Origin of the sequence: Micromonospora sp. NPDC047467 (genome assembly GCF_040643095.1) — a bacterium.
In the GTDB taxonomy this organism is placed as follows: domain Bacteria; phylum Actinomycetota; class Actinomycetes; order Mycobacteriales; family Micromonosporaceae; genus Micromonospora.
On sequence record NZ_JBEYTO010000001.1, the window covers coordinates 89,991 to 104,516 of the forward strand.

At 72.0% G+C, this 14,526-nt stretch carries 11 protein-coding genes; 4 read left to right on the forward strand and 7 right to left on the reverse strand.

The genetic code is table 11. The annotated features are described in order from the left end of the window. Positions 1-236: 236 nt before the first annotated feature. The 5 genes from ABZ780_RS00365 to ABZ780_RS00385 all read right to left on the reverse strand — a co-directional run bounded on the left by ABZ780_RS00365 (position 237) and on the right by ABZ780_RS00385 (position 8,307). Complete coding sequence (locus ABZ780_RS00365) at positions 237-1,046, reverse strand: metal-dependent hydrolase (protein ID WP_357012525.1); 810 nt, start codon at positions 1,044-1,046, stop codon at positions 237-239. A gap of 102 nt (positions 1,047-1,148) precedes the next feature. After that, positions 1,149-2,783, reverse strand: a complete 1,635-nt coding sequence (locus tag ABZ780_RS00370) for a serine/threonine-protein kinase (protein WP_357482647.1) — start codon at positions 2,781-2,783, stop codon at positions 1,149-1,151. A gap of 118 nt (positions 2,784-2,901) precedes the next feature. Beyond that, a complete protein-coding gene (locus tag ABZ780_RS00375; protein WP_357482650.1) occupies positions 2,902-4,806 on the reverse strand; it encodes a protein kinase in 1,905 nt (634 codons plus the stop codon). An 85-nt stretch (positions 4,807-4,891) separates the two neighbouring features. Continuing rightward, the gene (locus tag ABZ780_RS00380) at positions 4,892-6,226 is read right to left on the reverse strand and encodes a glycosyltransferase family 4 protein (protein ID WP_357482654.1); all 1,335 of its coding nucleotides are present in this window, start codon (positions 6,224-6,226) and stop codon (positions 4,892-4,894) included. 137 nt (positions 6,227-6,363) lie between these two features. Further along, positions 6,364-8,307 carry an amylo-alpha-1,6-glucosidase gene (locus ABZ780_RS00385; RefSeq protein ID WP_357482657.1) on the reverse strand — a complete coding sequence of 648 codons (1,944 nt, stop codon included), beginning with the start codon at positions 8,305-8,307 and terminating at the stop codon, positions 6,364-6,366. A 42-nt stretch (positions 8,308-8,349) separates the two neighbouring features. Here ABZ780_RS00385 and ABZ780_RS00390 point away from each other — a divergent pair, with 42 nt between their 5' ends. Then, positions 8,350-11,058, forward strand: a complete 2,709-nt coding sequence (locus ABZ780_RS00390; RefSeq protein WP_357012531.1) for a glucosidase — start codon at positions 8,350-8,352, stop codon at positions 11,056-11,058. Between the two features lie 206 nt (positions 11,059-11,264). Here ABZ780_RS00390 and ABZ780_RS00395 read toward each other — a convergent pair whose 3' ends face one another. Next, positions 11,265-11,648: a DoxX family protein gene (locus tag ABZ780_RS00395; RefSeq protein ID WP_357482660.1), complete on the reverse strand. Its 384-nt coding sequence runs from the start codon at positions 11,646-11,648 to the stop codon at positions 11,265-11,267. Between the two features lie 172 nt (positions 11,649-11,820). Between ABZ780_RS00395 and ABZ780_RS00400 the strand changes: the two genes are divergently transcribed. Further along, positions 11,821-12,495, forward strand: coding sequence for a nucleotidyltransferase domain-containing protein (locus tag ABZ780_RS00400; protein ID WP_357482662.1), 675 nt, complete (start codon positions 11,821-11,823; stop codon positions 12,493-12,495). Positions 12,496-12,571: 76 nt separating this feature from the next. Beyond that, positions 12,572-12,871: a ribosomal protein L7/L12 gene (locus ABZ780_RS00405; protein WP_357482664.1), complete on the forward strand. Its 300-nt coding sequence runs from the start codon at positions 12,572-12,574 to the stop codon at positions 12,869-12,871. Positions 12,872-12,893: 22 nt separating this feature from the next. Here the strand turns inward: ABZ780_RS00405 and ABZ780_RS00410 are convergent, their stop codons facing one another. After that, positions 12,894-13,511 carry a TetR/AcrR family transcriptional regulator gene (locus ABZ780_RS00410; RefSeq protein ID WP_357012535.1) on the reverse strand — a complete coding sequence of 206 codons (618 nt, stop codon included), beginning with the start codon at positions 13,509-13,511 and terminating at the stop codon, positions 12,894-12,896. Between the two features lie 121 nt (positions 13,512-13,632). On the opposite strand from ABZ780_RS00410, the gene ABZ780_RS00415 reads away from it, so the two are divergent. Beyond that, positions 13,633-14,478, forward strand: a complete 846-nt coding sequence (locus ABZ780_RS00415) for an SDR family oxidoreductase (protein WP_357482667.1) — start codon at positions 13,633-13,635, stop codon at positions 14,476-14,478. The last annotated feature ends 48 nt before the right edge of the window (positions 14,479-14,526 follow it).

Consider the following 14,526-nt stretch of genomic DNA (forward strand, 5'->3'; position numbering starts at 1 on the left):
GGACACGGGACACGGGACACGGGACACGGGACACGGGACACGGGACACGGGACACGGGACACGGGACACGGGACACGGGACACGGGACACGGGACACGGGACGCGAGGACGCGAGGCGGGGCGCGGAGGCGGCATCCAGTGCACGTGTGCGGCGGCCAGCTTGGGCAGCCGCAGCGTGCGTCAGGACTCCGGCACCCGCTCGTGTGGTGCCGGAGGCGACGATGGCGCCGCGCCGGTCATAAGTCGATGTTGAACCGCTGGAGCACCGAGGGGGCGATCAGGCCGGCGGTGGCGAGCACCGACACCACGGTCAGGACGGTGCGCAGCACGACCACCTCGGCCTTGCTGCCGGTACGCAGCGCGATGCTGTTCGGCAGGCCGATCATCGTCCACATGCGGCGTCGGATAGGGATAGGCCAGAGGATCGGCACCCCGGCTTTAGTGATCATGTCGCCGAGGATGTGCACGAAGCAGCCCACCCCGACGGCCGTGCCGATCAGCGGGTAGCCCCGCCCGCCGGGCAGGTTGACGAAGGTGAACCAGGCCGCGCCGGCCGACGCGAGGGTCACGATCACCCAGCCGGCCCGCTCGGCCCAGCGGTCGAACAGCCCGCGCAGGGCGAGGCCGAACATGAAGAACAGGATCGTGATCACCGCCCACTTGCCGTACGCGGCGCAGAGCGTGGTGGTGCCCCAGCCGACCAGCAGCGTGAACGGGATGGTGTGGGTCAGCGTCCGGTGCCCGTTGTTGCGGCGCGGATCCTTGCTGAGCTTCGTCGCGTAGTAGACGCCGAGGGAGATCTTCTCCATGACCTCGGCGACGAAGAGCGAGAAGACCCCGAACGTGCGGGCCACGGTGGCGCCACCTTGGTTGCGGGTCACCTTGCCCGACAGGTCCAGGTCAGGAAAGAGCGCGCCACCCGCGCACACCGCGGTGCCCACCGCCAGTGCCAGCGGTGACTGCTGGTAGTCGGCGAACTGGTCCAGCGCCCAGGACCCGGCCAGCCATACCGCCGCGCCGGACAGCGCGTGCGACGGTCCCATCATCTCGGCTCACCCTCCCCAGGGATCTTGAGCGCCAAAGCTACGCCACTGTAGTCAGCGTCCGTGCCGCAGGGGCATCCGCCGAGTCGTCTACAACGGACAGTGTCAGAGGGTGGGTGTGAAGCTCTGCCGGATCATCACGAAGTATGCCGCGTTGACCTGCCAGTCGAACTCTTTTGTCAGCCACGAGACGGTGTACGCGCGCCCGGGCGAGGTGTTGGCGAGGAACCGGATGCTGTGCACCCGCTCGCCGGCGGCGTTCTCCCAACTGCACTCCCAGAGCGCGCTGCCGTCGAAGACGTCCAGCGCGGAGATGTCCACCTTCCGGTAGCCCGGCAATGCGTCGCCACCGACGAGCCGGATCTCCTCGGACCTCAGGTGCGCCACCGGATCCACCCGCGTCGGCCCCGCCTCGACGCTGAGCACCCGAGCCCCGCTCGGCTCCCGGAAGCAGGTCACCGCACCCTCCGTCCAGCGAGCCCAGCCCACCGGTGCCGCGATCCGAAAGCCAGCCGGGTCGTCGTGCCAGGTCCAGCCGTCCCGCAGCCGGTACCGCGAGTCGGCCGGCGGAGACACCGACGGCACCGGGGTGGCCGCCGGCGGCGGGACCGTCGCGCAGGCGAACGCGACAGGTCGGGTGGCGGTCGCGCCGCCCCCGGAGCCCGACGGTGGTGTCCGCTCGTCGTGGCGGTTCACCAGCGCCGCCGTGACACCTCCGGCGATGAGCAGGAGGGTGGCCGTGAACGCCCCGGCCAGGGCGATCATCTGTCCGCGCCTACCGCCCCGGCGTCCCGCCGGGCGGGCGGGCGGAGTCGGTGGGTCATCGGCCTGATCCGGGTGGTCGACCCAGGTGGGGGACGCGGACCGGGCCGCGTCGCGCACGGCTGCCACCGCCGCCGAGCGCGCCGGTTCGGTGGGCTGGTCGTGGCCCGCCGAGGCGGCGCGCAGCAGCGGCTCCACCTCGGCGGCGGTCAACCGCCGCCACGGGTCGCGCTGCAACAGGCCGGTGAGGGCGGGACGCAACGGCCCGGCACGGCGCATCGGGTCCGGCGGTTCGACGGCCAACGCGCTGAGCGTCGCCATCGCGCTGGATCTGGCGTACGGGGACTGCCCCTCGACCGTCGCGTAGAGGGTCGCGCCCAGCGACCACAGGTCGGTACGCGGGTCCGACACACCTTCGCGGGCCCGCTCCGGTGCGACGAACTGCGGTGAGCCGAAGACCATGCCCGGACCGGTCATCGCCCCGTCGCCACCGTCGAAAGTCGCCAGCCCGAAGTCGGTGAGCACCACCCGCCCGTCGTCGGCGACCAGCACGTTGTGCGGCTTGACGTCGCGGTGCAGCACACCGGCGGTGTGGGCGGCCCGCAACGCGGCGAGCACCGCCAACCCGATCCGCGCCGTACGCTGCGGACTCAGCGGACCCTCGGCGCTGATGATCTGCTGCACCGACCGGGACGGCACGTACTCCATCACGATCCACGGGCTGTCCCGGTCGTGCACGACGTCGTAGATGCGTACGACATTGGGGTGGTTGAGCCGCGCGGCCGTGCGGGCCTCGCGCAGCGTCCGAAACCGTAGATCCGCGCGGTCGGACTCGGCCAGCCAGGACGGCGGCACGACCTCCTTCACCGCGACGTCGCGGTGCAACATCTCGTCGCGGGCCAGCCACACCCGGCCCATCCCGCCGATGCCGACCAGGTCGAGCAGCCGGTACCGACCCGCGATCAGCAACTGCTGCACGGTCGCGCCCCCTCGGTCACCCCGAGTTACACGATAACCACCGATGCGGGATTTCTCATCCGCTGAGCGGCCTCGATCCATGTCGGACAGGGGCTCAGCCACGGCCGTCCGGCGCAGGTCAGGGGGGTGGTCGGAAACTGTTTCGCACCGTCGTCCAGTCCGCGCCGGCGGCCGTCCAGTCCCTGTCGTGGGTGATCCAGCCCAGGGTCCAGCGCTTGCTTCCGACCACCTGTTGCCGTGCGTGCAGCATTCCGCCGTGCGGGGTCCGCCACCGGCACTCCCACTCCGCGCCCGCGCCGGTGAGGGCGAGCCGAATCTCGTCGTACCCCACCAGGGCCCCGGCCGTGGCCGCCGCGTCGCGCAGCGCGCGCAGCCGGGTCATCGGGTCGGACGCGCCACCCTCGGTGACGCTGAAGGCCCGGCCGGTCGCCGGGTCCTGGAAGCAGGCCGCGGCGCCGTCGCGGGAGTAGCGCCAGGTCGCCGGTACGGAGACCCGGAAGCCAGCGGTGTCGGCGTGCCAGACCCAGCCGGGCGGAGGCCGCAACCGCTCGCCTCGTGGCGGCGATGCGGCCGGCACCGGCGCGCCGACGATGTCCGGGCGTACGCAGGCAAATGGCGGAGGGGCGATGTCCCGACCATCCGGCGGCGGGAGGGGCCATCCCCGGGCGTCCCCGGGCGGCGGCCCGTCACCGTACGGCCCGTCGCGGTCGCCGGGCAGATGGTCCGGCGTCGACGCGGTGGGTTGGGCGGCGGTGTCGCTCGGGCCGTCGCCGTCGAACGCCAGCGCGGTGCCGATGCCGGCTGCGGCCGCTACCAGCAGCGCGGTGACGACGAGGGTGGCCCGGCGTGCCGTGGACCGCCCTCCCGATCGGGCGGGCACCGCAGCCGGTGCGGGGGAGGCCACCTCCGCCGGAGACACGCCACCCGGGCCGGTGTCGGCTGGCCGGGCATCGGCCGCGCGGGTGTCGGCCGGGCCGGCGTCGCCCGGGCTGGTGTCGGCCGCGCTGGTTTTGCCCGAACGGGTGTCGGCCGGGCTGGCGTCGACCGGGCTGGTTTTGCCCGGACGGGTGTCGTCCTGACGGGTGTCCGCCGGACGGGCGCCGGATGCGTCGGGCTCGGGCAACGGGATGGTGGGGTCCCAGCCGGCCACGTCCTCCGGCCGCGGCGTCGAGTCGGCCGGGGCCGCCTGCGCCGGGGCCGCTGGATGCGGGAGGGTACGGCCGGTCGCGGCGGCGGTGAGCAGCTCGTGGGCCTCGTCGTGGCCGAGGCGTTGGCGCGGGTCGCGGCGCAGCAGCCCGGCGAGGACCGGCGCGAGCGGCCCGGCGTGGGGTGCCGGGTCCGGCGGACCGGCGGCCAACGCGCTGAGCGTGGCCATCGCGTTGCTGCGGGCGTACGGGGAGCGGCCCTCCACTGCGGCGTGCAGGGTGGCGCCGAGTGACCACAGGTCGGCGGCCACGGTGGACACGCCTTCCGCGGCGCGCTCCGGGGCGACGTACTGCGGGGAGCCGACCACCATTCCGGGGCGGGTCATCGCGCCGTCGCCGCCGTCGAAGGTGGCCAGCCCGAAGTCGGTGAGCATCACCCGCCCGTCGTGGGCCATGAGCACGTTCTGCGGTTTGACGTCGCGGTGCAGCACCCCGGCGGCGTGCGCGGCCCGCAGCGCGTCGAGCAGGGCCAGGCCGATCCGGGCGGCGCGGGCCGGTTCCAGCGGCCCTTCGCCGTCGAGGACGTCCTGCAGGGTGCGCGAGGGGACGTACTCCATCACGATCCACGGGCTGCCCTCGACCGGGACGACGTCGTAGAGCCGGACCACGGCGGGGTGGTTGAGCCGGGCCGCGGTGCGCGCCTCCCGCAGGGTGCGCGAGCGCACCTCGGCCCGATCGTGGTCGGTCAGCCACGTCGGCGGGACGACCTCCTTGACGGCGACGTCGCGGTGCAGCATCTCGTCGCGGGCTCGCCACACCCGACCCATGCCTCCGCGACCCACCAGGTCGAGCAGCCGGTACCGACCAGCGATCAGCACCTGCGCACGCTCCTCCTCAGCCGCTGTCCGGGCTACACCCTAACCAGCGGATCGGAAGTCACCTATAGGTCATTTGACGTAGAACTCAGCATGCGGCGTGGTCGACGGCGGCGAGCAGATTGCCCTCCGGGACGGCGATCCGGCTACGGCCACCCGCCAGTCGGGCGGCGGCGCGTCGGGCTTGCAGCGGACCATGCTCGCGGCGGGCGGTGGCGTAGCTGTTGGCGGTGCGGGCCGCGATGGCGGCCCAGCCGTACCGCTCGCCGACCATGGCGCGGGCGCGTCGGGCCATCCGCCTGGCGAAGACCTCGTCGCCGAGGAGTTGACCGACCGCGCCGGCGAGGGCGTCCGGGTCGCTGTGCGGAAACGTCACTCCCGTCACGCCGGGCTCGACGATCTCGGCGAGACCGCCGGTGCGGGCCACCGCCAGTGGTGCTCCAGCGGCCGCCGCCTCCAGCGCCACCATGCCGAACGGTTCGTAGAGGCTGGGAACCACTGTCGCGTCGGTGGCGCCCAGCACCGCCGGCAGTTGGGTGGCGTCGAGGAAACCGGTGAAGCTGACGGTCGCGTTGAGCGCCAGGCGGCGAGCCTCGGCCTCCAACTCGGCGCGGTAGGGACCGTCGCCGGCGATCACCACCCGCAGCCCGGGGTGCCGCTCGCGCAGCCGGGGAACCGCGTGCACGAGGTGCTGCACACCCTTCTCGTAGACGAGCCTTCCGGCGTACCCGACCAGGGGGCCGTCCGCGGCGAACCGGGCCCGGGCCGACGCGACCGCGCGCGGCCGGGCACGCCAGGCCCGGTCGTCGACCCCGTTGGGCACCACGTCGACCTGCTCGGCCGGTACGTCGAAGAGCGCGCCCACCTGGTCGCGCATGTAACCCGAGCAGGTGATCACCCGGGTGGAGGAGCCGGTGAGCCAGTGCTCGACGCCGTGGATGGTGCGGTTCATCTCGTCGGGCAGCCAGCCCTGGTGCCGACCCGCCTCGGTGGCGTGCATGGTCGTGACCAGCGGCAGGTCCAGGTGTTCGGAGAGGGTGATGGCGGTGTGGGCGACGAGCCAGTCGTGGGCGTGGATGACGTCGTAGGTGCCGGCCTCGGTGGCGCGCAGCGCGGTGCGGGTGAGGGTGTGGTTGAAGGCCATGGTCCAGGCCAGGAGGCTGTTGGTGGCGAGGGGGAAGGTGACGGGGTCCTCGGGGGCGCGCAGGACGCGGACGCCGTCGGCGTACTCCTCAAGGGGTGCGCCCTCGGCGTGGCGGGTGACGACTGTGACGTCGTGGCCGGCGTTGGCGAGCGCGACGGAGAGGGCGTGGACGTGTCGGCCGAGGCCGCCGACGAGCACCGGCGGGTACTCCCAGGAGAGCACCAGCACCCGCAGGCGTCTGGCGGGGTGGATGTCGATCACGTGGGCGTCGGGTGACATGGCGGCCCCCTTTGAGTTGTCCCCGGGCGCGCGCCGACCGGCACCGAGCCGGTGCCGCCGTCGCGTCTGGATCGGGCCCCATCCTGCCGGGACCGAGATAACCAGCGGAGACACCGCCGTTGCGGTCATGTAAAGCGCTACTGGCCCTTTCGGCGCACCCGCAGCAGCTCGGCGACCGACCATGCCTGGAACGGGCAGCCGGTCGCGGCGTGCGGCGCGAGGCCGTCGGCTGTCTCGCTCACCGAGCCTAACCCATATTCGGTCAGATGAGCCTCAATACTGACCAATACGTCAGCGACCGACATCTTGCCCCTGCGGCACGCGTCCACGTACGGGCCGAGCAGCCACGGCCACACCGTGCCCTGGTGGTAGCCGCCGTCGCGCTCGGCCGGGCCACCCCGGTGCCGGCCCACGAACTCCGGCGAATCCGGGGCGAGACTGCGCGGCCCGAGCGGGGTGAGCAGCCCAGCCGCGACCCGGCGCAGCGTCGGCTCGTCCGGCTCCAGCGGCGCGAACGGCAGCGACCAGGCCAGCAGCTGATTGGGGCGCAGCGCGTCGTCGTCGTGCAGGGCGGCACCACCCAGCGGGTACGCGGGCGCGGGCGCGTCCAGCACGTCGTGCAGCCAGCCGGTCGGCGCCGGGAAGCGCTCCCGGAACGAGGCGGTCGCCTGCCTGTGCCGCCGCCACAGGTCGGCCGCGTCCTGCCCGGCCAACTCGGTCAGCTCGGCGAGCCCGGCCAGCCCGTTGATCCACAGCGCGTTGACCTCGACCGGCTTGCCGGTACGCGGAGTGACCGGCACCCCGTACACGCGGGCGTCCATCCAGGTGAGCGCGGTGCCGGGGGCGCCCTGGGTGAGCAGCCCGTCGGCCGGGTCGACGGCGATGCCGTAGCGGGTGCCGGCCACGTGGGCGTCGACGACCGTCCGCAGCGCGGGCAGCAACTCGTCGCCGAGGTCGGTGTCGCCGGTGACGGTGACGTGCCGGCTCACCGCGTGCAGGAACCACAGCGTGCCGTCGACCGTGTTGTACTCCACCCGTCCGGTGTCGGCCGTGTTGGCGAGCATCCCCTCGGAGAGTGTCGCCGCGTACGCCCGCAGCAGCGCCCGGCCCTCGTCGGCGCGACCGGTGCAGAGGAACAGCCCCTCGTACGAGATCATCGTGTCCCGGGACCAGGCGCCGAACCACGGGTATCCGGCGACCACGTCCACCGCCGCGTGGTTGGTTCGCACCACGAACGCGTCGGCGGCCAGCGCCAGGGTGGCCTCCACGTCGTCGGCTGGCTTCGCGGTCGCCACCACCTGCCGGTTGCGCCGTCGGGCGGTCGCCACGATCTGCTCCGCCGACATTGGCTCCAGGTCGAGTGGAGCGGTCCAGGCCCGTACCGAGACCGTGTCTCCGGGTCGCTCCAACTCGCCGACGAAGCGCCCCGCGTACCAGACGTCCTCGTCCGGCTGTAGACCCCGGGAGGCCTCCTCCCGGTGGTGCACGCCCAGCCACCACTGCCCCTCCGGTGCCCAGCCCGGGCCGGCGAGCCGGTACGCGCCCTCGACCACCGCGCCGTCGGCCACCGCCTCGACCTGCGGCGTCGGACCGTCGGCCCGCCGCTCGCCGTGCGCGTCGCGCCAGGTGCAGGCGGCGGAGAGCTCCAGCCGGACCGGCCCGCCGGCGATCAACCGGTGCACTACCGCCACGCAGGAGCGGCCGGGCAGCATGGCCACCTCCCGCTCGATCACGACGCCGCCGATCCGCCACCGCCACCGGGGCAGGCCGTCGACCAACTCGAAGCGTTCCAGCAACTCGAAGCCGCGCGGGTCGACGTCACCGGAGGCCCACTCGTGCGCGCCGAGCCGAACCCGCGCGCCCGACGGCAGGGTGACCGCCGGATCGAGACTGGTCAGTCCCACTCGGCGGGACGCCGGGGTTTCACCCGGCACCACCAGCAGACCGTGGTACCGGCGGGTCCGCAGCCCGGAGACCGTGCCCATCGCGTACCCGCCGAGACCGTCGGGCACCAGCCACTCCCGGCTGGAGGCGCTTGCCAGATCGCCGCAGACCTGCGGGCCGAAGCGAATGTCGATCAACTTTCCTCCACCGGCGGCGAGGTGTAACACGCCACGACGAGAATGGCCGCTGTGGTCAAGTACCGTGACGGCGTCAAGGATGTGTACGTGATCACTGACCGATCGTCCTCCGACGCCTCGCCACCCGACGCTGAGCGGCTCCGGCTCGCCCAGGCCGACTCGGGGGAGCAGGACTGGCGCGCATGGGGTCCCTATCTGTCCGAACGGGCGTGGGGGACGGTGCGGGAGGACTACAGCGAGCACGGTACGGCCTGGGACTACTTCCCGCACGACCATGCGCGGTCCAGAGCCTACCGGTGGAATGAAGACGGGATGGCCGGCGTCTGCGACGACCGGCAGACCTTCGCCTTCGCCCTGGCGCTGTGGAACGGCAAGGACCCCATCCTCAAGGAGCGGATGTTCGGCCTGGGCGGTGACAGCGGCAACCACGGCGAGGACGCCAAGGAGTACTGGTGGTATCTCGACAGCACTCCGACGCACTCCTGGATGCGCTGGCGCTACCACTACCCGCAGGCCGCCTTCCCGTACGACGAACTCGTCGCGGTGAACGCGCTGCGCGGCCGGGACGACACCGAGTACGAGTTGGTGGACACCGGGATCTTCGACCAGGACCGCTACTGGGCGGTGACCGTCGACTACGCCAAGGCGTCGCCGACCGACCTGTGCATGGTGGTGACCGTGGCCAACCGGGGCGACCGGGCGGCGACCCTGCACGTGCTGCCCACGCTGTGGTTCCGCAACACGTGGGCCTGGGGTCTGCCCGGCGGTGACCGGATCCCCCGGCTGACCGGCGACGGCACCCGGCTCGTCGGCGAGCACCGGGTGCTGGGCCAACTGCTGCTGGAGGGCGACGGCGGCCCGGTGCCGCTGCTCTGCGACAACGACACCAACGCCGAGCGGCTCTGGGGGCTGCCCGGCCGCTCGGCGTACCCGAAGGACGGCATCAACGACCACGTGGTCAACGGCGCGGACACCGTCAACCCGGCCCGGGAGGGCACCAAGGGGGCGCTGCACTACGTCCTCGACGTGCCGGCCGGCGGGCAGCGCCAGATCCGGCTGCGGCTGACCCGTACCGCGTCGCCGCCGGCCGCCGCGCCGCCACCCCCGGCCGACCTCCGCGACGGCTTCGAGGCCGTGGTGTGGGCGCGGCGGGCCGAGGCGAACCGCTTCTTCGCCAGCGTGATCCCGCCGGCCGCCACCGCCGACGAGGCACTGGTGGCCCGGCAGGCCATCGCCGGGCTGATGTGGGGCAAGCAGTTCTACCACTTCGACGTCAAGCGCTGGCTGGACGGCGATCCGGGCTCCACGCCGCCGCCCGCTGGCCGCCGACACGGGCGCAACAGCGCCTGGTGGCACATGACCAGCTTCGACGTGATCTCCATGCCCGACCCCTGGGAGTATCCCTGGTACGCCGCGTGGGATCTCGCCTTCCACTGCGTGAGCATCGCCCGGGTCGACCCGGGCTTCGCCAAGGAGCAGCTTCTGCTCCTGCTGCGCGAGTGGTACCTGCACCCCAACGGGCAGATCCCGGCGTACGAGTGGGCCTTCGGCGATGTGAACCCGCCGGTGCACGCCTGGGCGGCGCTGAAGGTGTTCGAGATCGACGGCGGCGGGGACTACGAGTTCCTGGCCCGGGTGATGCACAAGCTGCTGCTCAACTTCACCTGGTGGGTCAACCGCAAGGACACCGGCGGCAACAACGTCTTCGAGGGCGGCTTCCTCGGGCTGGACAACGTCGGGCCGTTCGACCGCTCGGCGGCGCTGCCGGTGGCCGGTGTGCTGGAGCAGTCCGACGGCACCGGCTGGATGGCCATGTACGCCCTCAACCTGCTGGACATCGCGATCGTGCTCGCCGAACACGACCGCACCTGGGTGGACACCGCCACCAAGTTCTTCGAGCACTTCGCGTACATCGCCGCCGCCGCGTACGAGCAGGGGCTCTGGGACGACGAGGACGCCTTCTTCTACGACGTGCTGCGCCTCGCCGACGGCACGAAGGTGCCGCTGAAGGTCCGCTCGGTGGTCGGGCTGCTGCCGCTGGCCGCCACCACCCGGCTCACCGCCAAGACCCTGCACCGGCTGCCGGAGTTGGGCGCGCGGTTGCGCTGGTTCCTCACCAACCGACCGGAGTACGCCCAGGTGATCGGCACCCGCCGGCTCGGCCCCGACGGGCGGCAGCAGCGGCTGCTGTCCATGGTCGGCCCGGAACAGGTGGTTCGACTGCTCGCCCGGATGCTCGACAGCGACGAGTTCCTGTCGGAGTTCGGCCTGCGTACGCTGTCCCGCGCGCACCTGGACAAGCCGTTCTCGGTCACCCTGGGCGGGCAGGAGTTCTCCGTCGGCTACGAGCCGGCCGAGTCGACAAGCGGACTGTTCGGCGGCAACTCGAACTGGCGCGGCCCGATCTGGATGCCGACGAACTTCCTGTTGATCAGCGCGCTGCGCGACTACGCGGCGTTCTTCGGCGACGACCTCCAGGTGGAGTATCCGACCCGCTCCGGGGTGAAGCGGTCGCTGGACGAGATCGCCGACGACCTCTCGGCCCGGCTGATCTCGCTCTTCACCCAGGACGACTGGGGCCGCCGGCCGATCTACGGCGCGGCGCGCCTGTTCCAGACCCACCCGGACTGGCGGGACCTGATCGCCTTCCCGGAGTACTTCCACGGCGACAACGGGGCCGGCCTGGGCGCCTGGCACCAGACCGGCTGGACGGCCCTGGTGGCCGACCTGATCCTCACCCTGCGCCGCTAACCCAGCCCCGGCCCGGCCCGGACCTGCCCGGCCCCTGCCCGCAAGGGCGTGAGCGCGGGGGTGGCGGTGGTCAGGCGATGACCAGGCCGATGTACCGGTCGGCGGGTCCTCGATCGCGCTCGATCCTTGTTGTAGTGGTGTCCCCGGTGCGGGAAGCGACCAGATCCTGGATCGAGCGCGATCATGCTGGGGTGCCGTTTCGGTGGTCAGCCGCCGAAGGGCTCGGGCCCGAGTCGACCCCAGGCCACGAAGGCGGCCACAGCGAGGTAGACCAGATCCAACACGATGAACTTCGCTTCGCCGTGGCGCAGGTGGGTGATCATCGCGCCGACCATCAGCAGGACCCAGCAGATGGCGGTCACCGGCACCAGCACCGGTGCGATGTCCAGCACGGCGGGCAGGACCAGGCCGACCGCAGCCAGGAGTTCGAGGACCCCGAGGGTCTTGACGAAGCCCACGCTGGCGTCGTCGGTCCACCCTCCGCCATTGGTCGCCGCCAACTTCTGCTTGGGTACGAACGTCTTGGTGACGCCGCCGAGCAGGGCGATCGCGGCCAACAGTCCGGCCGCGATCCACAGAGCCAGGTTCATGGGATTCCTCCGTCTCGGGTCGAACACGAGACACCGCCGGCCCGCTCGCTGTGACAGATCGCCGGATGAGGCGGCCCACGGCTGCTTGGTGTCACAGACGGCGCGGCACCGGCCCGGCCCGGCCCGGAAAAGATCACGCGTGCCGGGCGGGGCTTGAGTAGCGTTGTCGGACGTGATCGATCTTGTCGAGCGGCGTACCGTCCTCGCCGTTGTGGTCGGGTCGCGGGCGTACGGGCTGCACGGCCCGGATTCCGACTACGACCGGCGTGGTGTGTACGCGGCGCCGACCCGCGACTTCTGGCACCTGGACAAGCCGCCCACCCACCTCGACGGGCCGGCGGTGGAGCAGTTCTCCTGGGAGTTCGAGCGCTTCTGCGTGCTCGCTTTGCAGGGCAACCCGACGGTTCTGGAGGTGCTCTGGTCCCCGCTGATCGAGACGATCACCGCGGACGGGGAAGAGTTGCTGGCGGCGCGGCGGGTGTTCCTGTCGCGCCGGGTCGCCGAGACGTACGGCGGTTATGCCCGGGACCAGCTCAACCGGGTGGCGGCCCGCCGGCAGCGCACCGGGGAGACGAATCACAAGCAGGCGATGCACATGATCCGGCTGCTGGTCGCCGGGGCGCATGTGCTGCGTACCGGGGAGGTCCTGGTCGACGTGCGGCACCTGCGCGACCGGCTGCTCGCGGTGCGCCGCGGTGAGCTGGAGTGGGACGCGGTCACCGCCTGGGCGGTGGACCTGTTCGCCGAGCTTGCCGACGCCGCCGCCACCACCGCGCTGCCGGCGCAGCCCGACCGGGAAGCCGTGGACCGGCTGCTCATCGCCGTACGGGAGAGGAACCTGTCGTGACCATCGAGGTGCCGTCGTAGGCGGGCGTGGTGTCAGGACCCTCGCCCGTGTTCAATGGCGCGTTATGGAGTGGACCGTGCCAATCGCCGTCGTGTTGTCGCTCGTGCTCGTGTTCCTGGTCGCCGGCGGTGGTCGTCGTTCCGACGCGGATCAGCTGGCTCGCAGGCTCGCCGTCGTCGAGCGCAAGCTGGATCTGATCATGGCGCACCTCGACATCCGCGAGCCGGAGCCCGAGGCCCCCGGAGCGGTCCTGCAAGAGCTTCTCGCCGGCCGCAAGATCCAGGCCATCAAGGCGTACCGCGAGGCGACCGGTGTCGGTTTGCGGGAGGCGAAGGACGCCGTCGAGTTGCTCGCCCGGCAGCGCGGCCTGGGCTGACGGTGAGGGTGGCGGGGTCGGTTCAGCGGTCGGGCTGGCGGGGGCGCAAGCCGTTGAGGGCTGTGGTGACGACACGGTCGGCGTACTCGGCGGTGAGCGGCCCGCCCCGGTGCAGCCAGCGGTTGAGCAGGGGCCCCCAGATCATCTCCACGGCCACGTCGAGGTCGAGGTCCTCGGCGAGTTGCCCCGCCCGCTGAGCACTGCGCAGCCGTTGCCGCTTGGCTTCCTTCAACGGCCCGTCCAACCGTTCGACGTAGACGGCGGCCAGGTCGGGATCGTGCGCGATCTCGGTGGCCAACGCCCGCATCGGCTGGTCGTAGCGGGGATCGTTCAGCTCGTCGACGGTGGCGCGTAGCACCGTGCTCAGGTCGGCTTCCAGGTCGCCGGTGTCGGGCAGGACCGGCGGCTCGCCCTCGCTGGCGCTGAGCAGGAGGAAGGCGTCGAAGATGACGGCGCCCTTGGACGGCCACCAGCGGTAGATGGTCTGCTTGCCGACGCCGGCGCGCGAGGCGATGCCCTCGATGCTGAGTTTGGCGTACCCGACCTCCCGGAGCAGGTCGAACGCCGCCGTCAGGATGGCCTGCCGCGAGGCTTCTTTCCGGCGAGCCGCGTTGGGCGCGGCTCGGTGCTGCGTCGACATGCGGCGACGATAGCAGACACGAGACGGACCGTATCGTCTTGACTGGTGCGTCAGAGGGGCCCTAACCTCATCCAGCGGCGAGACGGACCGTCTCGTCTCTGTTGAGGGATGGAGATCGACCGTGCGCGCACCACGTACCTGGTTCATCACCGGCGCCAGCCGCGGTCTGGGCCGCGCCTTCACCACCGCCGCGCTCGAACGCGGCGACCGGGTGGTCGCTGCCGCCCGCACGGTCGCCGCAGGCGACTTCGACGAGCGCCACGGTGACCGACTGCTCGCCCTGCCGCTCGACGTGACCGACCGCGCGGCGGTCTTCGCCGCCGTGGCGACTGCGGTCGAGCACTTCGGACAGCTCGACATCGTCGTCAACAACGCCGGTGCCATGTCCCTGGGCATGCTCGAAGAGTTCACCGAGGCCCAGGCGCGGTCTCAGTTCGAGGTGAATGTGTTCGGCGCGCTCTGGGTCAGCCAGGCCGCGCTGCCGCACCTGCGCGCCCGACGGGCCGGCCACATCGTGCAGATCTCCAGCATCGCCGCACTCGGTGGCTTCCCGAGCACCGGAATGTACAGCGCGAGCAAGTTCGCGCTGGAGGGCATGAGCGAGGCACTGGCGATGGAGGCGGCGACCTTCGGTATCACGGTCAGCATCGTGCAGCCCGGCGGCTACTGGACCGACCTGTACACCAGCATGACCTCCACCAACCCGATGGAGGAATACGGTCCACTGCGCACCGAACTGGAGCGGCAGTGGGCCGAAGGCTCGATCGACAGTGACCCCCGGCTGGCCGCCGAGGCGCTGCTGAAACTGGTCGACAGCGACGAGCCGCCGCTGCGGCTCCTGCTCGGCAGCATGGTGTACGACCTGGCGTTCGACATCTCACGCCGCCGGATGGACACCTGGGCGGGCTGGGAGCAGGTCAGCCGAACCGCCGAGCACGCCGTCCCGGCCGCGGGCGACCCGCACTGACGACCCGTCGGCGACGCCACGACACCAGTCACCAATCCGTCACCGCAC

Excerpts from the sequence above, each read along its gene's own strand:
- ABZ780_RS00395 (WP_357482660.1), bottom strand. The coding sequence starts at position 11,648 with ATGAACCTGGCTCTGTGGATCGCGGCCGGACTGTTGGCCGCGATCGCC.
- ABZ780_RS00365 (WP_357012525.1), bottom strand. The coding sequence starts at position 1,046 with ATGATGGGACCGTCGCACGCGCTGTCCGGCGCGGCGGTATGGCTGGCC.
- ABZ780_RS00390 (WP_357012531.1), top strand. The coding sequence starts at position 8,350 with ATGGCCGCTGTGGTCAAGTACCGTGACGGCGTCAAGGATGTGTACGTG.
- ABZ780_RS00410 (WP_357012535.1), bottom strand. The coding sequence starts at position 13,511 with ATGTCGACGCAGCACCGAGCCGCGCCCAACGCGGCTCGCCGGAAAGAA.
- ABZ780_RS00380 (WP_357482654.1), bottom strand. The coding sequence starts at position 6,226 with ATGTCACCCGACGCCCACGTGATCGACATCCACCCCGCCAGACGCCTG.